Origin of the sequence: Paraburkholderia phenazinium, from assembly GCF_900100735.1 — a bacterium.
In the GTDB taxonomy this organism is placed as follows: domain Bacteria; phylum Pseudomonadota; class Gammaproteobacteria; order Burkholderiales; family Burkholderiaceae; genus Paraburkholderia; species Paraburkholderia phenazinia.
The window spans coordinates 13004-37481 of sequence record NZ_FNCJ01000035.1; the positions used below are offsets into that span (position 1 = coordinate 13004).

General features: G+C 61.0%; 24 protein-coding genes and 1 tRNA gene. 15 read left to right on the forward strand and 10 right to left on the reverse strand.

What is annotated here, in order from left to right; all coding sequences use genetic code 11:
- Positions 1–7 precede the first annotated feature (7 nt).
- Positions 8–835 (reverse strand): ABC transporter permease, encoded by an 828-nt coding sequence (locus BLQ92_RS37895; protein ID WP_090695870.1) that lies wholly within the window; start codon positions 833–835, stop codon positions 8–10.
- A 17-nt stretch (positions 836–852) separates the two neighbouring features.
- Complete coding sequence (nodI, locus tag BLQ92_RS37900; protein WP_090695871.1) at positions 853–1767, reverse strand: nodulation factor ABC transporter ATP-binding protein NodI; 915 nt, start codon at positions 1765–1767, stop codon at positions 853–855.
- Between the two features lie 251 nt (positions 1768–2018).
- On the opposite strand from nodI, the gene BLQ92_RS37905 reads away from it, so the two are divergent.
- Positions 2019–2501, forward strand: a complete 483-nt coding sequence (locus tag BLQ92_RS37905; RefSeq protein ID WP_090695872.1) for a universal stress protein — start codon at positions 2019–2021, stop codon at positions 2499–2501.
- A gap of 90 nt (positions 2502–2591) precedes the next feature.
- Here BLQ92_RS37905 and BLQ92_RS37910 read toward each other — a convergent pair whose 3' ends face one another.
- The 3 genes from BLQ92_RS37910 to lexA all read right to left on the reverse strand — a co-directional run bounded on the left by BLQ92_RS37910 (position 2592) and on the right by lexA (position 4377).
- Positions 2592–3284: a DUF2939 domain-containing protein gene (locus BLQ92_RS37910; protein ID WP_090695873.1), complete on the reverse strand. Its 693-nt coding sequence runs from the start codon at positions 3282–3284 to the stop codon at positions 2592–2594.
- Between the two features lie 64 nt (positions 3285–3348).
- The gene (locus BLQ92_RS37915; RefSeq protein ID WP_090695874.1) at positions 3349–3693 is read right to left on the reverse strand and encodes a hypothetical protein; all 345 of its coding nucleotides are present in this window, start codon (positions 3691–3693) and stop codon (positions 3349–3351) included.
- A 30-nt stretch (positions 3694–3723) separates the two neighbouring features.
- The gene (gene lexA / locus BLQ92_RS37920; protein ID WP_090695875.1) at positions 3724–4377 is read right to left on the reverse strand and encodes a transcriptional repressor LexA; all 654 of its coding nucleotides are present in this window, start codon (positions 4375–4377) and stop codon (positions 3724–3726) included.
- A gap of 324 nt (positions 4378–4701) precedes the next feature.
- Between lexA and BLQ92_RS37925 the strand changes: the two genes are divergently transcribed.
- The 6 genes from BLQ92_RS37925 (at position 4702) to BLQ92_RS37950 (ending at position 10967) form a co-directional block, all read left to right on the forward strand.
- Positions 4702–5742: a sulfate ABC transporter substrate-binding protein gene (locus BLQ92_RS37925; RefSeq protein ID WP_090695876.1), complete on the forward strand. Its 1041-nt coding sequence runs from the start codon at positions 4702–4704 to the stop codon at positions 5740–5742.
- Between the two features lie 75 nt (positions 5743–5817).
- Positions 5818–6714 carry a sulfate ABC transporter permease subunit CysT gene (gene cysT / locus BLQ92_RS37930; RefSeq protein ID WP_090695877.1) on the forward strand — a complete coding sequence of 299 codons (897 nt, stop codon included), beginning with the start codon at positions 5818–5820 and terminating at the stop codon, positions 6712–6714.
- On the forward strand, positions 6711–7679 hold the full coding sequence (gene cysW, locus BLQ92_RS37935; protein WP_090695878.1) for a sulfate ABC transporter permease subunit CysW: 969 nt from the start codon (positions 6711–6713) through the stop codon (positions 7677–7679). The genes cysT and cysW overlap by 4 nt, the downstream gene beginning before the upstream one ends.
- 65 nt (positions 7680–7744) lie before the next feature.
- On the forward strand, positions 7745–8803 hold the full coding sequence (locus tag BLQ92_RS37940; RefSeq protein ID WP_090695879.1) for a sulfate/molybdate ABC transporter ATP-binding protein: 1059 nt from the start codon (positions 7745–7747) through the stop codon (positions 8801–8803).
- A 55-nt stretch (positions 8804–8858) separates the two neighbouring features.
- Complete coding sequence (locus tag BLQ92_RS37945; protein WP_090695880.1) at positions 8859–9785, forward strand: CysB family HTH-type transcriptional regulator; 927 nt, start codon at positions 8859–8861, stop codon at positions 9783–9785.
- 108 nt (positions 9786–9893) lie between these two features.
- Positions 9894–10967 carry an asparaginase gene (locus BLQ92_RS37950; RefSeq protein WP_090695895.1) on the forward strand — a complete coding sequence of 358 codons (1074 nt, stop codon included), beginning with the start codon at positions 9894–9896 and terminating at the stop codon, positions 10965–10967.
- Between the two features lie 406 nt (positions 10968–11373).
- On the opposite strand, the gene BLQ92_RS37955 is transcribed toward BLQ92_RS37950, so the two are convergent.
- From BLQ92_RS37955 to gcl, 3 genes are all read right to left on the reverse strand, one after another.
- Entirely contained in the window at positions 11374–12282 is a 909-nt protein-coding gene (locus BLQ92_RS37955; protein ID WP_090695881.1) for a 2-hydroxy-3-oxopropionate reductase, read from the reverse strand.
- A 42-nt stretch (positions 12283–12324) separates the two neighbouring features.
- Positions 12325–13134, reverse strand: coding sequence for a 2-oxo-tetronate isomerase (gene otnI / locus BLQ92_RS37960; protein WP_090695882.1), 810 nt, complete (start codon positions 13132–13134; stop codon positions 12325–12327).
- A 105-nt stretch (positions 13135–13239) separates the two neighbouring features.
- Positions 13240–15015, reverse strand: a complete 1776-nt coding sequence (gene gcl, locus BLQ92_RS37965) for a glyoxylate carboligase (protein ID WP_090695883.1) — start codon at positions 15013–15015, stop codon at positions 13240–13242.
- 306 nt (positions 15016–15321) lie between these two features.
- Between gcl and BLQ92_RS37970 the strand changes: the two genes are divergently transcribed.
- The 8 genes from BLQ92_RS37970 (at position 15322) to BLQ92_RS38005 (ending at position 20939) form a co-directional block, all read left to right on the forward strand.
- Positions 15322–16236, forward strand: coding sequence for a substrate binding domain-containing protein (locus tag BLQ92_RS37970; RefSeq protein WP_090695884.1), 915 nt, complete (start codon positions 15322–15324; stop codon positions 16234–16236).
- 170 nt (positions 16237–16406) lie between these two features.
- Complete coding sequence (rpsF, locus tag BLQ92_RS37975; RefSeq protein ID WP_090695885.1) at positions 16407–16781, forward strand: 30S ribosomal protein S6; 375 nt, start codon at positions 16407–16409, stop codon at positions 16779–16781.
- Between the two features lie 39 nt (positions 16782–16820).
- Positions 16821–17120 carry a primosomal replication protein N gene (priB, locus tag BLQ92_RS37980; protein WP_090695886.1) on the forward strand — a complete coding sequence of 100 codons (300 nt, stop codon included), beginning with the start codon at positions 16821–16823 and terminating at the stop codon, positions 17118–17120.
- 2 nt (positions 17121–17122) lie between these two features.
- On the forward strand, positions 17123–17398 hold the full coding sequence (rpsR, locus tag BLQ92_RS37985) for a 30S ribosomal protein S18 (protein WP_074264854.1): 276 nt from the start codon (positions 17123–17125) through the stop codon (positions 17396–17398).
- A gap of 27 nt (positions 17399–17425) precedes the next feature.
- Entirely contained in the window at positions 17426–17878 is a 453-nt protein-coding gene (gene rplI / locus BLQ92_RS37990; RefSeq protein ID WP_074298444.1) for a 50S ribosomal protein L9, read from the forward strand.
- Positions 17879–18028: 150 nt separating this feature from the next.
- Positions 18029–19414, forward strand: a complete 1386-nt coding sequence (locus tag BLQ92_RS37995) for a replicative DNA helicase (protein WP_090695887.1) — start codon at positions 18029–18031, stop codon at positions 19412–19414.
- 294 nt (positions 19415–19708) lie between these two features.
- A complete protein-coding gene (locus BLQ92_RS38000) occupies positions 19709–20857 on the forward strand; it encodes a tyrosine-type recombinase/integrase (RefSeq protein WP_090695888.1) in 1149 nt (382 codons plus the stop codon).
- A 9-nt stretch (positions 20858–20866) separates the two neighbouring features.
- Positions 20867–20939 (forward strand) — tRNA-Pro (locus tag BLQ92_RS38005).
- Positions 20940–21145: 206 nt separating this feature from the next.
- On the opposite strand, the gene BLQ92_RS38010 is transcribed toward BLQ92_RS38005, so the two are convergent.
- Positions 21146–22192 carry a DNA cytosine methyltransferase gene (locus BLQ92_RS38010; protein ID WP_090695889.1) on the reverse strand — a complete coding sequence of 349 codons (1047 nt, stop codon included), beginning with the start codon at positions 22190–22192 and terminating at the stop codon, positions 21146–21148.
- An 18-nt stretch (positions 22193–22210) separates the two neighbouring features.
- Positions 22211–24031: an ATP-dependent nuclease gene (locus BLQ92_RS38015; protein WP_090695890.1), complete on the reverse strand. Its 1821-nt coding sequence runs from the start codon at positions 24029–24031 to the stop codon at positions 22211–22213.
- Positions 24032–24478 lie beyond the last annotated feature (447 nt).

The window sequence follows — 24478 nt, forward strand, 5'->3', positions numbered from 1 at the left end:
TCTGGCGTTAGCGCATCATCCGGCGCCGGAACAGCACGGCCGAGATACAGAACGGCACGACCACGTAGGCGGCCAGCACTGCGACGTGCAGCGCTACATGATCGAGCGGCCGGCCGAGCATGGCCGGCCGGATCAGATCCACGGCGTGGGCGAGCGGCAACAACTGCGTGACGAACTGCGCAACGGGCGGCAACTGCGCAATCGGAAAGAACACGCCGGAGAGCAGTAGCATCGGCGTGAGCGCAAGCGTCTGATAAAACATGAAGAAATCGTACGACGGGGCGAGCGCCGTCACGATCATCGCCACAGCGGCAAACGCGAGGCCGGTCAGCGCGATGACCGGTAGCGCCAGCAGCATCGACGGGAAGTTCGCGTAACCGAGCGCACCGGCCACCAGCATGATCGCGACGCCGGACAGCATCGACTTGCTGCCCGCCCACATCACCTCGCCCAGCACGATATCGCCTAACGTAAGCGGCGTGTGCATGATCGCCTCCCAGGTGCGCTGCACGTGCATGCGCGAGAAGCCCGAGTACATCGATTCGAAGCTGGCCGACATCATCACGCTCGAAGCAACCGTGCCGGCCGCCAGAAACGCGATATACGACACGCCGTCGACGTGCCCGACCATCAAGCCGAGCCCGAAGCCCAGACCGAACAGATAGATCATCGGATCGGCGAGATTGCCGAACATCGAGGCGAGTGCGAGCTTGCGCCACACCAGATAGTTGCGGCGCCATACCGCGATCCAGTTGACGGCATTGGCGGGCAGGGCGGCGAAGGGCTCGGCGGCCGGAGCGGCCTGGCTGGGGGTGTCGTAGCTGCGTGCGTCCATGATTGTTATGTCCTGCTTCAGTCCTGCATTTCGCGGCCGGTGAGCCGCAGAAACACGTCTTCGAGATTGGCCGGCCGGTGCAGGTAGCGCAGGTCCGAACGCTGCTTGAGCCGTGCATGCACCGGCTCTGCCTGGGTGACGTAGCAGAACAGCGTTTCACCGCTGATCTCGGTGCGTTCGGCGAGCGGCGCGAGTTCCTCGCGTAGCGCGACGGGGTCCGCTCCGTAAATCTCGATCACGTCGCAGCCGATCTCCGAGGCGATCAGGTCATTCGGCGCGCCTTCCGCAATCTTGCGCCCTTCTTCGATGACGCATAAGCGATGGCAGAGGCGCTCGGCTTCTTCCATGAAGTGCGTGGTCAGGAGAATGGTCTTGCCGCGTGCGAGCAGCGAGCGCAGCCGCTCCCAGATCAGATGGCGCGCCTGCGGGTCGAGGCCGGTCGTGGGTTCGTCCATGATCAGTACGTCCGGATCGTTGACGAGCGCGCGGGCCAGCGTCAGGCGCCGTTTCATGCCACCGGACAGCTCGCCGACCCGCGCGTCCGCCTTGCTTTCCAGCCGGGCGAATTCGAGCAGTGACGGCACCATTGCACGGGTTTGCGCCGAACTCAGGCCGAAGTAGCGGCCGAACACCAGCAGGTTTTCGCGGACGGTGAAGTCCGGGTCCAGGTTGTCGAATTGCGGCACCACACCCACGCGCGCCCGCGCAAACCGCGAGCGCGCCGGAATCGGTTCACCGCACAGGCGGATCGTGCCCGCATCGGGCGCTGCGATGCCGAGCAGCATGCGCAGCGTCGTGGTCTTGCCGGCGCCGTTCGGGCCGAGCAGGCCGAAGCATTCGCCCTGCCGCACGTTGAACGACAGGCCGTCGACAACGGTCTTACCGGCATAGCGCTTGTGGACTTGCAGGAATTCGATGGCGGCTTCAGGCATGGGGTCGTTGGGGATTCCGAAACACGTGAAAGGCCGGTGCGGCTGCCCATTCTAGGGCATTGGCGCTGGTATGTCGGCACGGGTGCACCGGCGGAGTGCGAGTTCTTGCGCTGCGGCATGCGCTGCGCATTGGGTGGGACGCACCGAGCGCGTACTTCACACGCAGTTAGCGTTTTCCATCCCTTGCAAGCTGAATTGCGGCGCACCATGATTCAGGACAGAACCGCGATTGACGCGGTAGGGAGAACCTCATGGCGAGCTACAAGAAAATCCTGCTGTGCTACGACGGCTCGCGCGAAGGCCGCAAGGCATTGCGTTGCGGGGCCGACCTGGCGTTGGACCTGAAAGCCGAAACGCATCTGCTCTCGGTGGTCGACATGCGCTCGAGCATTGCGCAGAGCGCAGGCCTTTTGACCGATGTGGCCTGCGGCAGCTTCGAGAAAACCGCCCGCGACATTCTCCAGGAAGGGGTCGACTGGCTGACTGAACGCGGTGTCAGTGCCCAAGGCCATTTTGCGTTCGGCCATCCTATAGACGAAATCGCCAACCTTGCCAACGAGCTACAGGTGGATCTGGTGGTGGTCGGCCACCGCTGCCGCACCGGGTTGTCTCGTTGGTGGATGGGGGCGGGCAACACGCCGCTGCTCGACCGAATCTCATGCAGCATTCTGGTGGCATGCTCGTCGGTCCAGGAGCAGCAGCAAGCGGCAGCGGCTGCAGCGACGGCGGTTTGATGAGGCGCGGACCGGCTTGCGTTGCGTGTTGAGTTACACGCGAACCGGTCGCCAGCACCTAACAGCGCGCCACCGAGCACGCCACGCCATCTAACCGTTCAGATCCACCGCGGCCAGCTTCCACGAAAACAGCCCTTCGCGCCGCAGAATCGCCGAGTAGCGCGTATCGCCCACGCCGTGCTGATACGTGATGACGAATTCGTTGATGCCGCGATAGCCCGCCGTGGTTTGCGGCGGTTGCGGCGGGGTGCTTGCATCGGCAGTTTGCGCGACTGGCGGCGCCGGTGTGGGTGTCGTAGCCGCAGGCGTCGAATTCGCGGGGCTGGCAGGGGCGTTCGCCACAGTATCTTGTGGCACAGGCGGACGCTGGGTCGGGTCGCCGCGCGGCGGCATGCCATTCAGTAGCGCAGCGACGCCATCCGGCGTGGCGTACGCATCGACCAGTGGACCGATCAAGGCCGCACCGATCATCGCCCCGAGCGCAGCCAGCGGATTGCCGCTTGCACGCGCCTCAAGCTTCTTCGTCAGCAAGCCGGAAACCTGCTCCTTCAGACTTTCGCGCAGCGCGGGATAGTCCACATACTCGCTGACAGTTTGTGCGTCGCGGGCATCGGCGGCACGCTTCAATCGATTGAGTGCGAGATAGGGCGACGCATAGCTGTAGCCAAGTACAGCCATAGCCACAATCACAAGCAGTACGACGATCAGTGGCCGTGCGAAGCCACCTTGAGTATCACTTTGGGCACCGCCTTTTGCACGTTTAGCAGATGTGGAAACAGCCATCGGGCGAAATTCTCCGTGAGGTGTGGTCTTGGATGGACCGCGTTCACGGAGAAACGATCCCTGTTTATTCGAACAGCGCGTTCTGCACGCCGGCCCGTTCTTCGGCGATACAACGGTCGATCATGCGGCACACCGCGTCCACGGTGCCCACCATGATGAGGCGCGACGGGCCGTGGTAGACCCGTACCGGCGCACGCCGGGCCGGTTCGGCCGTATTGAGTCCGGAATTCAGCGACACCCGTGCGAAAGCCGGCAGCGCCGACGGCAAGGTCGAAGTCTGCGGCTCGGGGGCGTCGAACAACGACGGAGTAGTACTGGACGCCTCGATCGGTGCGCAGGGCACCAGATTGCGCAAATGGCGCAGACGACCGAACTGGCGGAAGGGCAGCAGGCGGGCAAGGCGTTCCATGAGTCTCTCCAGTCTTGTTCAGGGCAGGGTTCAGAACTCGGTGGGGCGGATGAGCCCCACTGCGATGCCTTCCAGTGCGAATTCCGCACTGCCGGCCTGAACGAAGATGTTTTCGTAATCGGGGTTCTCGGCAATCAGCTCGATGCCATTCGGCCGACGCTTGAGACGCTTGACCGTCACGTCGTCGCCAAGCCGCGCAACGATGATCTGGCCGTCTTTTGCTTCGCTTTTCTTCTGCACGGCGAGCAGGTCGCCGTCGAAAATGCCGGCGTCCCGCATGGACAGCCCGCGCACCTTCAACAGGTAGTCCGGCTTGCTCGAGAAGAGCGCCGGGTCGCAGGCGTAGTGCTGCGAGATGTGCTCTTGCGCGAGGATCGGGCTACCCGCGGCCACCCGGCCGATCAGGGGCAGCGACAACTGCATGATGCTGGCGTGCGGCAGCGTGAACTGATGCGGCGCATCGTCCTGGCCGGCCAACAGCAGCCGGATGCCGCGCGAAGCGCCTGCCGCGAGCTCGATTACGCCCTTGCGGGCGAGCGCGCGCAGGTGTTCTTCCGCCGAGTTGGCCGAGCTGAAGCCCAGTTCGGCGGCGATCTCCGCGCGGGTGGGCGGAAAGCCGGTGCGTTCGATTGCCCGGCGAATCAGATCGAAAACCTCTTGCTGTCGTGCGGTGAGTTTGGTCATGGCGCCACTGTATGGATAGACAGGTGACTGTATTTTTATACAGTATCTGGCGCAATTCAAGCTTTACTTTAAGTTCGTGACCCTGGGTGTCGCTGCAGTGTCGTTCTCGGGCGTCGCAACAGCCGTTTTCATGCCGCAACACCGCGTCCGGCTGTCATTACCACTTTTGCGTATTAAAAAATGAAGAAACATTATTTTTAATGATGAAAGCCCTTCGATAGACTGGCCTCCACTCTGGCGCACGCAGCAGCGCAGAACAGATAACGCGCAGCACACAACATCGGACGCCGGGCGTCTGAACCAACTACAACGCGGAGAAGGTGGATGATCGATCAGGGCACGGGGTTCGCAGGCAAGACCAGAAAACTCATCGCGGCATGGGCGCTCGGCGCGTCGGCAGTACTTGGCTTCGCCACGCAAGCGCATGCCGCCGATGCGACGCTCCTGAACGTGTCCTACGACCCGACCCGCGAGCTCTACCAGCAGGTCAACGAGGCGTTCGGCAAGCAGTGGAAGGCGCAGACCGGCGAGAGCGTCACCTTCAAGCAGTCGCACGGCGGCTCGGGCGCCCAGGCGCGCTCGGTGCTCGACGGGCTGCAGGCGGACGTGGTGACGCTGGCGCTCGCCTACGACATCGACGCGCTCGCCAACAAGGGCTTGATCGACAAGAACTGGCAAAAGCGTCTGCCGGATAACGCCTCGCCGTACACGTCGACCATCGTGTTCCTCGTACGCAAGGGCAATCCGAAGCACATCAAGGACTGGGACGACCTCGTGAAGCCGGGCGTGTCGATCGTCACACCGAACCCGAAAACCTCAGGCGGCGCGCGCTGGAACTATCTGGCAGCGTGGGCCTATGCCGAGCATCAGCCGGGCGGCAACGACCAGAAGGCCAGGGAATTCGTCTCGAAGCTTTATAAGAACGCCGGCGTGCTCGATTCGGGTGCGCGTGGGGCGACCACGAGCTTCGTGCAGCGAGGGATCGGCGATGTGCTGATTGCCTGGGAAAACGAAGCGTTCCTCTCGGTGAAGGAGTTCGGTCCGGACAAGTTCGAGATCGTCGTGCCGTCGGTCAGCATCCTGGCCGAGCCGCCGGTGGCGGTGGTCGACAAGGTGGTGGACAAGCACGGCACGCGCAAGCTGGCCGAGGCGTATCTGAATTTCCTGTATAGCGAACAGGGGCAGGAGATTGCTGCCCAGAACTTCTACCGGCCGCGTTCGGACAAGGTGCCGGCCACGCTGACTGCGAAGTTTCCGAAACTGAAGCTGTACACGGTGGACGACTCGTTCGGCGGCTGGGCCAATGCGCAGAAGACGCACTTTGCGGATGGCGGCGTGTTCGATTCGATCTACTCGCCGCAGTAATAAGGATGGCGCGCAACGTGGCGGATTTGCGCCTGACGGCCCCGCCACGGATTTCACTCTGACTGAGCATCCAGCATGACGACGTTGACCTTCCGCAAGCCAAGCGCACTGCCTGGCTTCGGCCTGACACTCGGCATCACGGTGGCGTATCTGAGCCTCGTGGTGCTGATTCCGCTTGCGGCGACCTTTCTCAAGACCGCCTCGTTGAGCTGGGGCCAGTTCGTGCATGCGGTGGCGGCGCCGCGCGTGCTGGCCTCGTACCGGCTGACGTTTTTCTCGGCGCTCGGCGGCGCGCTGATCAACGCGGTGTTCGGCTTTCTCGTCGCGTGGGTGCTGGTGCGCTATACGTTCCCGTTCAAGCGTCTGGTCGACGCGGTCGTCGATCTGCCGTTTGCGCTGCCCACTTCGGTGGCGGGGATCTCGCTCGCGGCGGTCTATGCGGGCAATGGCTGGATCGGCCAGTTTCTCGAGCCGCTCGGCATCAAGGTCGCCTTTACGCCTGTGGGCGTGCTGGTTGCGCTGACCTTTATCGGTCTGCCGTTTGTGGTGCGCACGGTGCAGCCGGTGCTGGAAGAATTCGAGCGCGAACAGGAAGAAGCTGCCGCGTGCCTCGGCGCGTCGCGCTGGCTGACGTTTCGGCGCGTGGTGCTGCCGGCGGTGGTGCCGGCACTCCTGACCGGTTTCGCTTTGGCCTTTGCGCGGGCGCTGGGCGAGTACGGCTCGGTGATCTTCATTGCCGGCAACGTGCCGATGAAATCGGAGATCACCTCGCTGCTCATCATCACCAAACTCGAACAGTACGACTATGCGGGTGCGACGGCTCTCGCGGTGGTGATGCTGGTGGTGTCGTTCCTGATGCTGCTTGCGATCAATACGCTGCAGTGGTATCTGCAGCGCCGCACTCGCCGCGGCGCGGCAGGGCCCGCGCTGCCTGGCGCGGTGGCTGTTGGCACGGCCGGAGGTGTGCAATGAGTCACGATTCGGCTGCTTTGCCGTCCGCCGCGCGTGAGGCTTCGAACGGCGCACGGCGGGCCGATCCCGTCACCGAACCGCGTCTCGTGCGCTGGGTGTTAACGGGTATCGCGCTGCTGTTTCTTGCGCTGTTCCTGGTGGTCCCGCTCGCTGCGGTGTTTTATCAGGCGCTCAGCAAGGGCTTGGGCTTTTATCTCGATGCGCTGGTCGATCCCGATGCGGTCTCCGCGATCAAGCTGACGCTCTTCACCGCGGCGATTGCGGTGCCGCTGAACCTCGTGTTCGGGCTAGCCGCGTCGTGGTGTATCGCGAAGTTCGAATTCAGGGGCAAGGCGCTGTTGACCACGCTGATCGATCTGCCGTTTTCGGTGTCGCCGGTGATCTCCGGGCTCGTGTATGTATTGCTGTTCGGCGCGCAGGGCTGGTTCGGCCCGTGGCTGCAGGATCACGACGTGCAGATCATCTTCGCGGTGCCGGGCATCGTGCTGGCGACGATCTTCGTGACCTTCCCATTCGTGGCGCGCGAGCTGATTCCGTTGATGCAGGCGCAGGGCAACGACGAGGAAGAAGCTGCCCATGTGCTCGGCGCTTCCGGCTGGCAGACGTTTCGCCGCGTCACCTTGCCGAACGTCAAGTGGGGGCTGCTGTACGGTGTGATTCTCTGCAATGCGCGGGCGATGGGCGAGTTTGGTGCGGTGTCGGTGGTGTCGGGCCATATTCGCGGCCAGACGGACACGATTCCGCTCCACGTCGAGATTCTCTACAACGAATATAACTTTTCGGCGGCGTTTGCCGTGGCGTCGTTGCTCGCGCTGCTGGCTCTCGTCACGCTTGGTTTGAAGCTGCTTGCCGAGCGGCATTTGTCGGCGGAACTGGCAGCCGCACGCGAGGTTCCCGCGCATGCTGGTCCCGCTATCGCGCAGTCGCCTGCGGCGCTTGCGCCGACGCAGCACCCGGTCCCTTAGGAAACTACGTTGCATGGGACCAGAGTAAGCGCTAAAGCGCTAACTCTGGCCGACAGGAGCAATACATGGGCATCACCGTTCGTAATCTGCAAAAGCGCTTTGGCGATTTCACCGCGCTCGACAACGTCTCGCTCGACTTTCCGCCGGGCGAGCTGGTTGCGCTGCTCGGGCCGTCGGGTTGTGGCAAGACCACGCTGTTGCGCGTAATCGCCGGTCTGGAATATGCCGACTCGGGCCAGGTCGTGTTACAAGGACAGGACGTCGCGACCGTGGGCGCGCGCGAGCGCCAGGTCGGCTTCGTGTTCCAGCATTACGCGCTGTTCCGTCACATGACGGTGTTCGAGAACGTCGCCTTCGGCCTGCGCGTGAAGCCACGCAAGGAGCGGCCGTCGGAGGCGGTGATCCGCGAGAAGGTGCATGAATTGCTCAAGCTCGTGCAACTGGACTGGCTCGCGCAACGCTATCCGTCGGAACTGTCGGGCGGCCAGCGCCAACGTATTGCTCTGGCGCGTGCGCTGGCGGTCGAGCCGAAGGTGCTGCTGCTCGACGAGCCGTTCGGCGCGCTGGATGCCAAGGTGCGCAAGGAATTGCGCAGCTGGCTGCGTCGTCTGCACGACGATCTGCATATCTCGACGATCTTCGTCACGCACGACCAGGAAGAGGCGCTGGAAGTCGCGGACCGCATCGTCGTGCTCAATCATGGCCACGTCGAGCAGGTAGGCAGCCCGCAAGACGTGTACGATCATCCGCAGACCTCGTTTGTCTACGAGTTTCTCGGCGCCGCCAACCGGCTGCACGGCAAGGTCGACCGCAGCGGCTTCGTGGTGGAGGGCGCGGCCTTGCCGGTGGCTGCTACCGCTGGCTTCGAAGGTCCGGCGTTCGCCTATGTGCGGCCGCATGACCTGCAGCTTTATCCGCAGCATGCCGGTCACCGCGAGGGTATCGTCGTGGATGTGCGGCGGGTCGTGACGCTGGGCGGCTCGGTGCGCGTCGAGCTGGCGGGACGCGAGGGCAGCGTGCTCGAAGCGGAACTCGACCGCGAAGCGTGGCGTGCGCTGCAACTGAATATCGGCGATGGCGTGACGGCGGTGCCGCGTGCCTTGCGCGTGTTCCCGGCGCATTGAGAGTGCCCGGCCTATTACTCTATAACTTCACTCTGGCTGAACCGGAGACACACAGATGAACTTTCAGCAACTGCGCTTCGTGCGCGAGGCCGTGCGCCAGAACATGAACCTGACCGAAGTCGCGAACGTGCTGTACACGTCGCAGTCAGGCGTGTCGAAACAGATCAAGGACCTCGAGGACGAACTCGGCGTCGATATTTTCATTCGTCGCGGCAAGCGCCTTACCGGGCTGACCGAGCCGGGCAAGGCGGTGCATCAGTTGATCGAAAGAATGCTGCTCGACGCGGAAAACCTGCGCCGGGTCGCGCGCCAGTATGCGGATCAGGATAGCGGCCACCTCGTCGTCGCCACTACCCACACGCAGGCGCGCTACGCGCTACCCAAGGTGATCCGCCAGTTCACCGAGGTATTCCCGAAGGTGCATCTGGCGCTGCGCCAGGGCAGCCCGCAGCAGATCGCCCAGATGATCATCAACGGCGAGGCGGACATCGGCATTTCGACCGAAGCGCTCGACCGCTTCCCCGACATCGTCACCTTCCCGTGCTATTCATGGCATCACATCGTGGTCGTGCCGAAGGGCCATCCGCTGGTGGGCCGCGAGAACCTGACTCTCGATGAAATCGCCGAGTTTCCGATCGTGACTTACGATCAGGACTTCACGGGCCGCTCGCATATCGACCAGGCGTTTGCCAAGGCGGGCGCGTTGCCCGACGTGGTGCTGACCGCGATCGATGCGGACGTCATCAAGACCTATGTCGAACTTGGCATGGGAATCGGCGTGGTTGCGGCAATGGCTTACGATCCGAAGCGCGATACGGAGCTGGTCGCGCTCGATACGCAGCACCTGTTCGAAGCGAGCACGACCCGCGTCGGCCTGCGCAAGGGCGCGTTCCTGCGGGCTTATGCGTATCGTCTGCTGGAAATGTTCGCGCCGCAACTGAAGGAAGCGGAGATCGCTGCACAGTTGCGCGCGGTGGACTGACACCTTATCGGGCCTGTCGCCGGGTCGGCTGTGGGTGGGCTGTATAGGGCCCGGCAATTCTCGTTTGACCGCATGGCGGCGAGCGGCGCATCGCTTACAATCGCCGCCATGAATACTTTGACTTCCTCCTCCTCCTCCTCCTCCGGCGCAACGGGCGCCGGCTCCACGGCCGCCGGTTCCGCGCCGGCGCGCACCTTGCCGCGCATCGCGGTGCTGGCGACGGGTGGCACCATTGCCGGCTCTGCCGCCGATGTCACCAATACCTCCGGCTATCAGGCCGGAGTGGTCGGCGTCGACCGCCTGCTCGAGGCCGTTCCGGCGCTCTCTACTGTCGCGCAGATCCAGCCTGAGCAGATTGCCAGCGTCGACAGCAAGGACATGGCGCTGACGCTCTGGACGACCTTGGCGCAACGCGTCAACGAGTTGCTGGCGAGCGACGACATCGACGGCGTGGTGATCACGCACGGTACCGATACGCTCGAAGAAACCGCCTATCTGCTGCATCTGACGGTAAAAGGCAGCAAGCCGGTCGTGCTGACGGCGGCGATGCGGCCCTCGTCGGCGCTGTCCGCCGATGGCCCGCTGAACCTGCTCAATGCCGTGACGGTCGCGGCGAGCGTTGCGGCGCACGGGCAGGGCGTGCTGGTGGCCTTCAACAACCGCATTCACAGCGCGCGCGATGTGGTCAAGACCAGCACTTACGCGGTCGATGCGTTTCAGTCGCTGGAAGTCGGCGCACTCGGCTGGGTGCAGGATGGACGGGTGGAGTTCCAGCGCACGGTGGTGCGCCCGCATACCACCGAGACGGAGTTCGTGATCGGCACGAAGTGGCCGAATGTCGAGATCGTGACGAGCTATGCCGGGGCGTCGCGGCTCGGCGTGGACGCGCTGGTGGCGGCGGGAGTGCGCGGGATTGTGGTGGCCGGTACCGGCAACGGCTCGATTCACGCCTCCGTGCAGCAGGCGCTCGCCGACGCGGTGAGCCAGGGCGTGGCGGTGGTGCGCTCGTCGCGCGTCGGTTCGGGGCATGTGATGCGCAATGGCGCCGCGCCCGACGATGCGCTCGGTTTCGTCACGGCGGGTTCGCTCAATCCGTACAAGGCGCGCGTGCTGCTGATGCTGGCGCTTGCGGCCGGTGGCACCGGGCCGGTGGTGCTGCAGAAGATCTTCGATACGTACTGATCGGAGCGAGGTGCGCGGCATTCGTCGCGTATCGAATGGTCTGTGCAGTGAAACACGCGGCGACGCGGGCTAGCTGCCCGTCTCGCCGCGTTGTTTTTTGTATGGCATCAGTATGCAGAATCCGACAGCCGGACACCCGACGACGACGTCTGACCGACCAAGGCTTCCCCGGCGTCGCCGGGTGCCGCTGCGGACCCCACTTGCCGCTCTCAGCCCAGAGCGGCACGATTTGCCCGGTGCGCTACGCGTGCCGCGTAACGCACCGGACGCCCCACCTGCCGGTTGCCGTGGTTTTACGCCAACCGATGTTGTTGCTAATGATTCATTTCAGCGTTGCAGTCTCAGCCAGGCCTGTCGCTCTGCATGTTGCATGATGCAACTGGCCTGACCTTGACAGCGCACTGCGTTAAGCGGCCTTCGCTTCCTTGCCGGGCGCTTGCGCGACTTCGAAGTTCGCCATGATTTCCAGCGCGCGGACCATCGCGGAGTGATCCCATGCCTTGCCGCCGTTTGCGGCGCAGACGCTGAACAGTTGCTGTGCGCTTGCGGTATGCGGCAGCGCGATGCCCAGCTTGCGGGCGCCGTCGAGCGCGAGGTTCAGGTCCTTCTGGTGCAGTTCGATGCGGAAGCCCGGATCGAAGGTGCGCTTCGTCATGCGCTCGCCGTGTACTTCGAGAATCCGCGACGAAGCGAAGCCGCCCATCAGCGCCTTACGCACGCGTTCCGGATCGGCGCCCGAACGCGAAGCGAACAGCAGGGCTTCGGCCACGGCTTCGATGTTCAGCGCGACGATGATCTGGTTTGCAACCTTGCAGGTTTGACCCGCGCCGTTGTCGCCGATCAGCGAGATGTTTTTGCCCATCAATTCGAACAGCGGCAAGGCCCGTGCAAAAGCCTTTTCCGGACCGCCGACCATGATCGTCAGCGATGCTTCACGCGCGCCGACTTCGCCGCCCGAAACAGGCGCGTCGAGGTAGTCCGCGCCCAGCGCGTTGATCCTCTTCGCGAACGCTTGCGTATCGAGCGGGGAGATCGAACTCATGTCGATCACCAGCTTGCCGGCCGCGAGGCCGTTGGCGACACCGTCTTCGGCGAACAGCACGTTGGCCACGTCCGGCGTGTCCGGCACCATGATGATGACGATGTCAGCAGCCTGTGCGACGGCCGTCGAATTCGCGACCACCGTGGTCGTCTTGGTCAGGTCTTCCGGCACCGGGTACGCGCCGTTCACGAACAGCGAGTGGCCGCCCTTGATGAGGTTGCGCGCCATGTGCGCGCCCATGATGCCGAGGCCGATAAAACCAATCTTTGCCATGTGTCTATGTCTCCAGTGGGTTGGGGTAGAGCGTTTGTGCAATCAAGCAGCGGCGTGCGCCGCGCCGCGTGCCTGGCCGGCCACGCGTTGCACCCAGTCCAGACCTTCCGTGGTGGTCGTACGCGGCTTGTATTCACAGCCGATATAGCCGTCGTAGCCGAGCGAATCGAGCAGCTTGAACAGGAACGGGTAGTTGATTTCGCCCGTGCCCGGCTCGTTGCGGCCCGGATTGTCGGCGAGCTGGATATGCGCGATCGACGCCAGGTTTTTCTTGATGGTGGCGGCGAGCTCGCCCTCCATCCGTTGCATGTGATAGATGTCGTACTGCAGGAACAGGTTGTCCGAGCCGACCGCGCGGATCACGTCGAGCCCTTCGGACGAGCGGTTCAGCGCGAAGCCCGGGATGTCGTATGAATTGCAGGGCTCGACCAGCAGCTTGATGCCTTCCTGCTTCAGCGCGGCTGAAGCGAAGCGCAGGTTGTCGACCATGGTCGCGTGAGCGCGGCCGGCATCGACGCCCGGGCCGGGAATGCCGACCAGGCAGTTCAGTTGCGGCACCTTCAGTGCCTTCGCGTATTCGATGGCGCGGCCAACGCCTTCCTGGAACTCGCCGACGCGATCCGGCAGGCAGGCAATGCCGCGTTCGCCGGCTTCCCAATTGCCCGCGGGCAGGTTGTGCAGCACGAGCTTCAGACGGTTCTGCTGCAGACGCTCAGCGAGTTCGGCGATTTGATACGGATACGGGAACAGGAATTCGACGGCGTTGAAGCCCGCGTCCGCTGCCGCTAAAAAGCGGTCGAGGAACGGGACTTCGTTGAACAGCATGGTGAGATTGGCTGCAAATTTCGGCATGGTGCTGGGGTCTCGCTGGTCGGTCAATGAAATCACTTCGACTCAGGCGGTGCAGCGTGGAGAACACGCTGCACCGTCTGGTCGATCAGGTCAAAAGAGAGAGGCTCAGTCGAGCATGCTGATGGCGCTCGGCGCGTCCTGACGCTTCTCGGCCAGTTCTTCGAACTCGTTGATGGCGTCGATTTCGGTGCCCATCGAGATGTTCGTCACACGCTCGAGAATCACTTCGACGATCACCGGCACGTTGAACTCGGAGAGCATCGCCTGCGCCTTTTGCAGGGCCGGCTTCAGCTCTTCCGGCTTGAACACGCGGATCGCCTTGCAACCGAGACCTTCGGCGACCGCGACGTGATCCACGCCATAGCCGTTCACTTCCGGCGCGTTGATGTTGTCGAACGCGAGCTGCACGCAGAAGTCCATGTCGAACGCGCGCTGCGCCTGGCGGATCAGGCCGAGGTACGAGTTGTTCACCACCACATGCACGTACGGCAGCTTGAATTGCGCGCCGACGGCGAGTTCTTCGATCATGAACTGGAAGTCGTAGTCGCCGGAGAGCGCGACGATCGGACGTTGCGGGTCTGCGGCACGCACGCCGAGCGCTGCCGGAATCGTCCAGCCGAGCGGGCCTGCCTGGCCGCAGTTGATCCAGTTGCGCGCCTTGTAGACGTGCAGGAACTGCGCACCGGCGATCTGCGACAAGCCGATCGTGCTCACATAGCACGTATCGCGGCCGAACACCTGGTTCATCTCTTCGTAGACGCGTTGCGGCTTGATCGGCACATTGTCGAAGTGCGTCTTGCGTTGCAGCGTGCGCTTGCGTTGCTGGCAATCCGCGACCCAGGCGCTGCGGTCCTTCAGCTTGCCGGCGGCCTTCCATTCGTTGGCCACTTCGACGAACAGTTCGAGCGCGGCTTTCGCGTCCGAGACGATGCCGAGGTCCGGCCCGAACACACGGCCGATCTGCGTCGGCTCGATGTCCACATGCACGAACTTACGGCCCTTGGTATAAACCTCGACGCTGCCTGTATGGCGGTTGGCCCAGCGGTTGCCGATGCCGAGCACGAAGTCGGAGGCGAGCATGGTCGCGTTGCCGTAGCGGTGCGACGTCTGCAGGCCGACCATGCCGGCCATCAGCGGGTGATCGTCGGGAATCGCGCCCCACGACATCAGTGTCGGAATCACCGGCACGCCAACCAGTTCAGCGAATTCGACCAGCAGGTCTTCCGCGGCGGCGTTCAGCACGCCACCACCGGAGACGATCAGCGGCTTGTCCGAATCGTTGAGCAGCGTCAATGCGGCTTCGATCTGCTTGCGGCTTGCCTTCGGCTTGTAGACCGGCAGCGGTTCATAGGTGTCGATATCGAATTCGATTTCGGCGAGTTGCACGTCGATCGGCAGGTCGATCAGCACCGGACCCGGACGGCCCGAGCGCATCAGGTGAAACGCCTGCTGGAAGGCACGCGGCACCAACGCCGGTTCGCGCACGGTGACGGCCCACTTGGTGACGGGCTTGGCGATCGATTCGATATCGACGGCCTGGAAGTCTTCCTTGTACAGGCGGGCCCGCGGCGCTTGACCCGTGATAGCCAGAATAGGAATCGAGTCGGCCTGAGCGGAGTACAAACCGGTGATCATGTCGGTGCCGGCGGGGCCGGACGTGCCGATACACACGCCGATGTTGCCCGGCTGAGCCCGCGTATAGCCTTCGGCCATGTGCGAGGCGCCTTCGACGTGACGCGCCAGCACGTGGCTGATGTTGCCTGCCTTACGCATGGCCGAATAGAACGGATTGATAGCGGCGCCTGGCACACCGAAGGCGGTGTCGATGCCTTCTTTTTCGAGCACCAGTACGGCTGCGTCGACGGCTCTCATCTTGGCCATGAATGTCTCCTGAATGTCTATGGATGCGGATCAAGGGGGATGAGATGCACTTTAGGCCTGACTCAAAGGTTTGATAAGATCAGTCGAGGTCGCTTATTTCGGAACAAAAAGTATGGAATGAGGGTTGGCGCAAGGCGGTTGCAACCCGCTTGCGTGGGACCGGAGTAACCGCTAAAGCGCTAACTCCCATCGACAGCGGTGCATGGGATGGGAGTAAGTGCTTTGCATGGGGCCCGAGTAACGCGCTGAAGCGCGAACTCTGGCCGACAGCTAAAGCGCTAACTCCCATCGACACAGGAGACAAAAATGGACCGCTTCAAGCAGATCGAAACCTTCGTGCGGGTCGCGGATGCGGGGAGTCTCGCCGCGGCGGCGCTGGAGGAGGGCGTGTCGCCCGTGATCCTCGGGCGGCGCATCGACGCGCTGGAAAAGCGCCTCGGCGTAAAACTGATGTATCGCTCGACGCGGCGCCTCGTGGTCAGCGAAGAGGGCGCAGCGTTTCTGGAGCGCTGCCGCGGCCTGCTGTCGGAATGGGATCAGGCGGAGAACGAACTCGCTGCGGGCCGCCGCGCGGTGAGCGGGCACCTGATCGTCTCAGCGCCGGCGGCTTTTGGCCGCAAACATGTCGCGCCGCTCGCGCCCCCGTTTCTCGCCGACAAGCCGGAATTGCAGTTGTCGTTCAATCTGACCGACCGGGTGGTGGATCTGGTGCGCGAAGGCTACGACCTGTCGATTCGCATTGGTGGTGCGGTCGATCCGAATTTCGTGGCCGTAAAGCTGGCCTCGAACCGGCGCGTGGTGTGCGGCACGCCGGAGTATTTTCGCAAGTACGGCAAGCCGAAGACGCTCGAAGACCTGCCGCAGCACAACTGCCTCGCCTTCAATCTCCAAGGGGGCCAGAACCGTGGCTGGTACTTCCGCCGCAACGGCAAGCTGGCGACGGTGCGCGTCGGCGGCACGCTCGATTGCAACGACGGCGAATTGCTGCATCGGTGGGTTTCGGAAGGGCTTGGCCTCGGCTGGCGCTCGACCTGGGAAATCCAGCAGCAGCTTGCACGCGGCGAGCTGGAAACGGTGCTCGATGAATTCGCGCTGCCGGATTACGACATCCTTGCCGTCTACCCGCAGCAGCGCTACGTGCCGGCCAAGGTGCGCTACTTCATCGACTATCTGAAAGAGGTCTATGCGAGCGAGGATTACTGGAACCGCAGCACGTATTAGCTGCGCCCGTGACCTCATGGGAGGCTCTAAACCCTTGAAAACACACCCGAATCACGCGCCAGATTAACGGGATGTGTTGCAACCCGGCCCCAATCGGGCTATACTCTTCGGCTTCTCACTTGCCACACCGGTTCCGACGCCCGGGTGGCTTTAATCCACAAGGAGTGTGTATGCGTCATTATGAAATCGTATTTATCGTGCATCCCGATCAGAGCGAGCAAGTGCCCGCCATGATCGAGCGTTACAAGAGCACGATCACGTCGCACGGTGGCCAGATCCACCGTATCGAAGACTGGGGCCGTCGCCAACTGGCCTACATGATCGAGAAACTCGCGAAGGCTCACTACGTCTGCATGAACATCGAATGCGACCAAACCACGCTCGACGAGCTGGAACACGCATTCAAGTTCAACGACGCCGTTCTGCGTCACCTGATCGTCAAGATGAAGAAGGCCGAAACCGGCCCGTCGCCGATGATGAAGGAAGTGCAGCGCGAAGAAGCCAAGAAGGCAGCTGCTACGCAGCCGTCCGAAGCGCAGGCTTAAGACACACTATTTAAGCTACCAGGCTAAAGCGTCGCTCTCGTGAATCGGCTGCAACTCTCAGCCAGCGTCGTTGAACGCGAACCGGTGCGGTATACCCCCGCCGGCGTTCCGATCGCAAGCTGTACGTTGCAACACCGCACCGAAGTCGTCGAAGCCGGCATTGCCCGGCAAGTTGAACTGACGATGCCGGCGGTGGCGGCCGGCGAGGCGAGCGGCAAGCTGGAAAACTGTGCGATGGGCGTCGAAACGCTCTTCACCGGTTTTCTGGCGAAAAAAAGCCGCAACGCAAGAACCCTGGTATTTCACATCACAGCATTGCAGGACATTGGAAAGGACTGAACATGCCCCGCCCGACTGGTAAGAAATTCGACAAGCGTCGTCAGCAACAAAACCCGCTCTTCAAGCGCAAGAAGTTCTGCCGTTTCACGGCAGCTGGTGTCGATCAGATCGACTACAAAGACATCGAAACGCTGAAGGACTTCATCGGCGAGAACGGCAAGATCACGCCGGCGCGTCTCACGGGTACGAAGTCGCACTATCAACGCCAGCTGGACACGGCAATCAAGCGCGCACGTTTCCTCGCGCTGGTGCCGTACACCGACCAGCACAAGGCCTAACCCGACGACGCGACAAGGAGCATCAGAATGCAAGTTATTCTTCTGGAAAAAGTCGTCAACCTGGGCAACCTGGGCGACATCGTCAAGGTGAAGGACGGTTACGCACGTAACTTCCTGATCCCGAACAAGCACGCACGCCGCGCAACGAAAGACGCTATCGCTGAATTCGAAGTTCGCCGCGCAGAACTGGAAAAGGTTGCTGCTGAAAAGCTGGCAGCTGCTCAAGCTCAAGGCGAAAAGCTGGCAGGCTCGACGGTTCAGATCAGCCAGAAGGCTGGCGTCGACGGCCGTCTGTTCGGCTCGGTGACGAACGCTGACATCGCTGACGCACTGGTTAAGCAAGGCTTCGCAGTGGAAAAGGCGCAAGTGCGCCTGCCGGAAGGCCCGCTGAAGCTGGTCGGCGACCACGCTGTGCAAATCTCGCTGCACACCGACGTGCTCGTCGATGTGACGGTGTCGGTGCTGGGCGAACACGTCTAAGTACCAAAGCAGTATTTGCCAGGTAGTCTGACTGGCGAAGGGCAGGGGCCGGGTGACCGGCCCCTGCCTTTTTTGTTGGGCGGTTTTGGCCCGCAAAGGCGTGTGTTTTAGATTTCCCTCCGCGCTCATTTACCCCGATAATTCCATCCCATGAACGCACCGTCCAAAGATCCCCAGCTCGAGTCGCTAAAAGTCCCGCCGCATTCGATCGAGGCCGAGCAATCGGTGCTGGGCGGCCTGCTGCTCGACAACGCCGCATGGGACCGCATCGCCGACTTCCTGTCGCAAAGCGATTTCTACCGCTACGACCACCGGATCATCTTCGAGCACATCGGCAAGCTGATTGCGGCGACGCGTCCGGCCGACGTGATCACGGTCTATGAAGCGCTGGGCACTTCGGGCAAGGCCGAAGAGGTGGGCGGCCTCGCTTACCTGAACGCGCTGGCGCAGAACACGCCGAGCGCGGCCAATATTCGCCGCTACGCGGAAATCGTGCGCGATCGCGCGGTGCTGCGGCGCCTCGTTTCCGTGGCGGACGAAATCTCCGCCGACGCCTTCAATCCGCAGGGCAAGGAAGTCCGCCAGTTGCTGGACGAGGCGGAATCGAAGGTGTTCTCGATCGCCGAAGACGGCGCGCGCGGCACGCAGGGCTTTCTGGAAATCGGGCCGCTCTTGACCCAGGTGGTCGAGCGGATCGATACGCTGTACCACACCGCCAATCCGAGCGATGTGACCGGCACACCGACCGGCTTCGTCGACCTCGACCGGATGACCTCCGGCATGCACGGCGGCGAGTTGATCATCGTGGCGGGCCGGCCGTCGATGGGTAAGACGGCGTTCTCGATGAATATCGGCGAGTACGTGGCGGTGGAGTACGGTTTGCCGGTGGCAGTGTTTTCGATGGAAATGCCGGGCACCCAGCTCACGATGCGTATGCTCGGCTCGGTCGGACGGCTGGACCAGCACCGCATGCGTACGGGGCGGCTGACCGACGAAGATTGGCCGAAACTCACGCACGCCGTGCAGAAGATGAGCGAAGCGCAAATCTTCATCGACGAAACCGGTGGTCTAAACCCAATGGAACTGCGCTCGCGGGCGCGCCGGCTGTCGCGTCAGTGCGGCAAACTGGGTCTGATCATCATCGACTATTTGCAGCTGATGAGCGGTTCGTCGTCCGGCGAAAACCGTGCGACGGAAATCTCGGAAATCTCGCGTTCGCTCAAGAGTCTCGCCAAGGAACTCGATGTCCCGGTGATTGCGCTGTCGCAGTTGAACCGGGGTTTGGAGCAGCGCCCGAACAAACGGCCAATCATGTCGGACCTGCGCGAATCGGGCGCAATCGAGCAGGATGCCGACGTGATCCTGTTTATTTACCGCGACGAGGTCTACAACCCCGACAGTCCGGACAAGGGCACCGCGGAAATCATCATCGGTAAACAGCGTAACGGTCCGATCGGTCCCGTTCGCCTCACGTTCCATGGTCAATTTACGAAGTTCGATAACTTTGCGGGCGCGCAGAACTTCTACGGCGAGTAAAGAAAAATCTCGCGGCGCTGTTGTAAGAGCGCTTTCAAAAGTGCGACGGTATCCCGGTAACGGTACAATATTGCGGTTTTATGTCAGCCATGACGTGACCAATTTCCGGGATTCTAATGTTCGGTCGATTCATGCCCACCGAGGGCAAAATGTGTCGTCCGACGCCGTTCAGAGACGTTCGCGGTAACCTGCATAGAGCATTGAAAATTAAGGAATTTGTTCGAATTCGTTCGCGGTCGTCCGGCAGTGATTTTTCGTATAAAATCCGTATACGGAACTTCGCCGGGGTTTTGCATGATGAAGATGAGCATTCAGACGAAAACGGCGCGCGCCAAACTTGAGCCGCGCCGTGAGCCGTATTGGGAGCGCATAAGCACGGGCGTTCACGTCGGGTACCGTAAGTTGGAATCGGGGGCGGGCACTTGGATCGGACGTCGCATGAGCGAGGATGGCAAATACCAGTTCAGCTCGTTCGGCGATACGCTTTGCGAGTACAACGAGGCGCGCAAAGGGGTTGAACGGTGGGCGGATGAGTTGGCGGCGGGTGTTCACCATGACAGAAAAACGGTCGCTGACGTGTGTCGCCTGTATGTCGAGAATCGGCGTTTGGAAAAGGGTGAAGCTACCGCTCAAGACGCCGAGGGCAGATTTAAGCGATTGGTCTATGAGAAGCCCATCGGCATGGTCAACATCGCAAGGCTGCGCCCTTTGGATGTCGAGCGGTGGCGCAATGCACAATTAGATGATGCTTCTCCCGATGACGAGGAAAGTTACAAGCGCGCCAAGGATTCCGTAAACCGCAACCTCAAGTCGTTGAAAGCGGCGTTGAACTATGCCAAGGCGCGACTCAAACTTGTTTCGAGCGACGCGGGATGGAAAGAGGTCATTCAATTCCCTGATGTGGGTAGCCGCCGGAAAGGCTGGTTGACGGCTGAGGAACGTACCCGCTTACTTCAGGCGATGCCTGCCGATTTACGCACATTCGCGATCGCATTGCTGCATATTGGAGCGCGGCCGGGCGAAGTTGCGAGCGCCAATGTGGCAGACTTCGACCGTAGTGCGGGGGTCTTGACGCTCAATGGAAAGACGGGCAGTCGCAAGGTGCCGCTGTCTGACAAGGCACGCGAATTCTTCGCGACGCAGGCTAAAGATAAGATCGCCAATGCGCCGTTATTGACCACTACAGACGCACAGCGTTGGACCGCACCCGTTTGGGGCAAGGCATTCCGGGAGGCTCGAGAAATCGCTGGATTGTTGGATGCGGTTTTATATTGCATGCGACATACCTATATCAGCGAGGCTATCGCGCAGGGCATCGACGTTTATACAGTGGCCGAATTGACCGGCACAAGTGTTGCAATAATCCAATCGAACTATGGGGCATTCACCGACAATATCGTTGAGCGCCTCAATCGCGTTTCCGTGATCGGCGAAAATTACTGACGTTCTACCCGGAGCGCGATTCATGATGATCGGTTGTTTTGGGATCAGAGGGTCGAAGGTTCGAATCCTTTCGCTCCGACCACGAAAAAAAGCAGCAAAAATAAGGACTTACGAGCTAACGCCGTAAGTCCTTATTCTTTTCTTGACCGCTAACATGCCGTCCGTTACCGTCTGGCTACCGGATTTGCGGTAGCTGCGGAACCGTTACCGGCCCGTTTCGGTTCAACATGTGGTCATGTCCGGTTGCGTACACTGCGCTATCGGATCAGTGCCAAGGGACGGCTGATTTTAGTCAGATCGACATTCGCGAGCGTGGAATTGTCGGATATGGGCGCCTATGGCGCGTGCCATTTCGGGGGGGACGGCATTCCCAATCTGCCGCGCCTTCGACTCCAGAGAGCCGATGAAGCGGTACTTGCGTGGGAAGGTTTGCAGACACGCTGCTTCTCGAACACTGATCGCTCGATGCTGCTCCGGGTGCCCGAATCTCCCGTTCGAGTAACTAATACAGCGCGTTGTCAGTCCGGCCGCAGGCTTGGCCCATGAAAGACGCCCATACACATCGGTATGTCCCGAGTAGTCACTATGGCAAGCTAGCCATAGTTCCTTCGGCCAGTGCTGACGCCCGCCGCCTTCGGGCGTGGCTTTAATCCTCTGCAAATTTAAGTCTGACAGGTGCGCGGCGCGGTGGTCGGGGTCGTCCCGGCTTTCTTCCCCAGCTTGCAAAGGCGGAAGGTCAGCTATCCAATCTTGAACGGTTGCAAATGGTTTTTTCGATGTGCCATGCGTCGGCTTGGGAAGTCCGACGGTGCCGATTCGCGATGCAAGCAGCACCAGTCTCTCCCGCGTCTGTGGTACGCCGAACCAGAGCGCAGGAACAATGCCTATGTCTACCGAATAGCCGAGGGAGGAGAGGAGTTTTGTAAATCCACCTAATGGGCCATCTGCCGTCCGAATCTTTTGCATCCCGGGTACGTTTTCAATGAATACGTATTCCGGCAACCATGCTTGAACGAATCGAGCGAACTCGGATAGCAGTTTGCGGCGCGGATCGGATTTCTTTCGCTGACGGTTTTGTTTCGAGAATGGTTGGCACGGCGCGCACCCACTGAAAAGCAAGGGGTCGCGTCGCGGTCCGATTAAAGTTGCTAGCGCATCTGTCGGGAGACTACAGATATCGCCCTCATGGAATGCTGCTCCCGGAAAGTTGAGGCGAAATGTTGCGGCAGCGTCCGGATCGATGTCGAGACCAAAAGCGACGTCTAGCCCGGCTTTGTTGAAGCCGCAGCTAGTCCCGCCGCAACCGGAAAAAAAGTCAAACACCTTTATGGTCATATTCTGTATCCGAAAAGCCTAGTCCGGCAGCCTGCCAGCGATTGCAAGGAGTTCGCTGGCGATAGCAACCATGCTGGGATGGTCCTCTGGGATAGTTGCGAGCCTGCGTCGTTGAGTGGCGAAGATATCGGCGCTTGTTACCGACCGGAAATTCGCGACGCGCATTTCTCTTCGAGTAATCTGCTCAAACCGTTCTTTAACGGGAGTGTCGGCGAGAGCGTTGTCGTCATCGTCCCGTCGCATGTTTTGCCAGAGGAACTCTTCAGGGTTTCCAGCGCCGGGCAGGTAATGCACATGTTCCCTAGACCAAGTCGCGAAGTTTCGCTGCACAGTTCGCAACTGTGCCACATTCGCTCCGCCTGTGCCGCCGTCTACCGGGAAAGTGATGCGACGGCCAGCCACTCTCTCAATCTCATCGACGATCCGGGCGTGATCGGCATCGGGCACGGTCGCGGGGTCAACGAGAGGCGTTTCAGGACGTTTGTCACCGTCAAGAAATACATGTACGTCGCTCCGGTTTTCCGCTGCATAGATTGGCAAGTAGTGACCCCAAAGCGTTTCCGACCCTCCCGGAAAAAATCGAACATCGAAGCGGTTGACCATGGCTTCCCCGTGCGGCTGCAGGGCTTGCTTTACGATTTCAGCAGCCAAGGTGTCTTCGACAACAAGTAGAGTTCGACCAGGATTCGGTTCTCCTAGGTGGAAGAACGCTTCGTCGGCAGTCGCGGTTTGGTTGGCCAATGTCGCCTTGCCGGTGACAGGAGACATTACCAAAACCTTAATGGCATCCGCTGGCAATCTCCTGACGATTGCAGGGGAATGAGTCGAAAGTACAATCTGATGTTTCTTCTTGAGCGCCTGTTCTTCCAAGAACGTCATAATTCGATCCTGCGCTCCGGGGTGCAGAGACACTTCCGGTTCGTCCAGCAGGATAAGTGAACGCTCCGGGGCATTGAGTACGTTGACGACGAGCATGATCGCGGCGAATTCACCGCTACCCGCAAACGCCTCCGAATAATTCAGCTCCGCCGTTTTCATTATCGCAGTACGCGCCTCGCAATCAAAGAACGAGTGCTTAATGATGCTGATTGCGGTGTACTGGCGTCCAAGGATGTGGGATACGGCCGCGCGTTCTTCATCTGTCAGGCTCCGATTTTCGCCTACGACTCGATTCAACCTATGGTAGGTGTACTGTGGGGCGCCTGTTTCGATTGCGTATTTTAGATGTGGCGCACGAGCGCGAACGCGCTCTTTTTTCGCGCGATTTGTGGTGTAACGCAGGCCATTGTGGTAGAAAAATTTGTCAAATGCCGACAACTCAGCGCGAAAGTCGACATAAACGACATTCTTGCGAATTAGATTCCATCGAGTTTTGCTCCGCCCTTCCGGGAGAGGGCTATCGGGGGGGATGTCCTCCATCCTTTCCATTCCGTACTCAAGAACCGGGCGTGACGATTCCCAATAGTCTGGGTTGCCGCCATTCCTATTGAACGGCGACCGCTGCAATAAAACCTCCACCGTCCGCTGGGCCGCGTTATTTCGGTAGCCGTATACGTAGCAGTGGCGTCGCCCACCAGCATCGACGATCGGATCGGTCGCTGTCGAGAACCAATAATCGCCAATATTTGAGCCCTCTGGAGCCCCGTACAGAGCACGCAATATCGAACTTTTGTTAGAACCGTTTGCGCCAACGAGCGCAGTGATGGGATAGGTAAAGTCGATCTGGGTGTTTAACTCGACATTTTTGAAGAACGGAAACCTAATGTGGCGGACAAACGGTTCGAACCGATCCGTGTCGCGCAGGATGCGCCTTAATTGCGCTTGAGCTAGATTGTCCACAACTTGCCCCTCAGCCGCGGTCGATGACCGTTGTTCTTGTAGATTCGCCTGACGATAATTCTTCTGCTGCTCTGCAGCTCGACGTTACAAAGACAGGAATACAGTTAGCGCATAGACACGTAATGATTCAACTGCGTGTTCTGATCTGCCGCATTGGCCCAGCCTGTTTGGATGCATCCAGGCAACGTATGCTCTCAAGCAACTACCCAACGTCGCCTCGCGCCTCATCATACTAAAGTCTTCGCCCCACGGTTATTCGACCGAGTGGAACTGAACGGTAGCTTTCGGCAACAGGGGTTACAACCAGCCGCTGAATCCGACCATTGGTCTGCGTCTCTTCCGTCAACTCGGTCCGCTGCCAGCTTGCGAAATACGGTAAATAATCGTCCGGTTGATTACCGCGCGCTGCGCCGGATGTGAGCCGGTAAGAAAGTCCTTGTAAACTCA

Bases quoted from the DNA above. Each gene is read 5' to 3' on its own strand.
- BLQ92_RS37970 (WP_090695884.1), top strand. From the start codon at position 15,322: ATGGACCGCTTCAAGCAGATCGAAACCTTCGTGCGGGTCGCGGATGCG.
- cysW (WP_090695878.1), top strand. From the start codon at position 6,711: ATGAGTCACGATTCGGCTGCTTTGCCGTCCGCCGCGCGTGAGGCTTCG.
- BLQ92_RS37915 (WP_090695874.1), bottom strand. From the start codon at position 3,693: ATGGAACGCCTTGCCCGCCTGCTGCCCTTCCGCCAGTTCGGTCGTCTG.
- BLQ92_RS37955 (WP_090695881.1), bottom strand. From the start codon at position 12,282: ATGGCAAAGATTGGTTTTATCGGCCTCGGCATCATGGGCGCGCACATG.
- cysT (WP_090695877.1), top strand. From the start codon at position 5,818: ATGACGACGTTGACCTTCCGCAAGCCAAGCGCACTGCCTGGCTTCGGC.
- nodI (WP_090695871.1), bottom strand. From the start codon at position 1,767: ATGCCTGAAGCCGCCATCGAATTCCTGCAAGTCCACAAGCGCTATGCC.
- gcl (WP_090695883.1), bottom strand. From the start codon at position 15,015: ATGGCCAAGATGAGAGCCGTCGACGCAGCCGTACTGGTGCTCGAAAAA.
- BLQ92_RS37995 (WP_090695887.1), top strand. From the start codon at position 18,029: ATGAACGCACCGTCCAAAGATCCCCAGCTCGAGTCGCTAAAAGTCCCG.
- BLQ92_RS38010 (WP_090695889.1), bottom strand. From the start codon at position 22,192: ATGACCATAAAGGTGTTTGACTTTTTTTCCGGTTGCGGCGGGACTAGC.
- BLQ92_RS37910 (WP_090695873.1), bottom strand. From the start codon at position 3,284: ATGGCTGTTTCCACATCTGCTAAACGTGCAAAAGGCGGTGCCCAAAGT.
- rpsR (WP_074264854.1), top strand. From the start codon at position 17,123: ATGCCCCGCCCGACTGGTAAGAAATTCGACAAGCGTCGTCAGCAACAA.
- BLQ92_RS37895 (WP_090695870.1), bottom strand. From the start codon at position 835: ATGGACGCACGCAGCTACGACACCCCCAGCCAGGCCGCTCCGGCCGCC.
- BLQ92_RS37940 (WP_090695879.1), top strand. From the start codon at position 7,745: ATGGGCATCACCGTTCGTAATCTGCAAAAGCGCTTTGGCGATTTCACC.
- BLQ92_RS38000 (WP_090695888.1), top strand. From the start codon at position 19,709: ATGATGAAGATGAGCATTCAGACGAAAACGGCGCGCGCCAAACTTGAG.
- rplI (WP_074298444.1), top strand. From the start codon at position 17,426: ATGCAAGTTATTCTTCTGGAAAAAGTCGTCAACCTGGGCAACCTGGGC.
- lexA (WP_090695875.1), bottom strand. From the start codon at position 4,377: ATGACCAAACTCACCGCACGACAGCAAGAGGTTTTCGATCTGATTCGC.
- otnI (WP_090695882.1), bottom strand. From the start codon at position 13,134: ATGCCGAAATTTGCAGCCAATCTCACCATGCTGTTCAACGAAGTCCCG.
- BLQ92_RS37905 (WP_090695872.1), top strand. From the start codon at position 2,019: ATGGCGAGCTACAAGAAAATCCTGCTGTGCTACGACGGCTCGCGCGAA.
- BLQ92_RS37950 (WP_090695895.1), top strand. From the start codon at position 9,894: ATGAATACTTTGACTTCCTCCTCCTCCTCCTCCTCCGGCGCAACGGGC.
- BLQ92_RS37945 (WP_090695880.1), top strand. From the start codon at position 8,859: ATGAACTTTCAGCAACTGCGCTTCGTGCGCGAGGCCGTGCGCCAGAAC.
- BLQ92_RS37925 (WP_090695876.1), top strand. From the start codon at position 4,702: ATGATCGATCAGGGCACGGGGTTCGCAGGCAAGACCAGAAAACTCATC.
- rpsF (WP_090695885.1), top strand. From the start codon at position 16,407: ATGCGTCATTATGAAATCGTATTTATCGTGCATCCCGATCAGAGCGAG.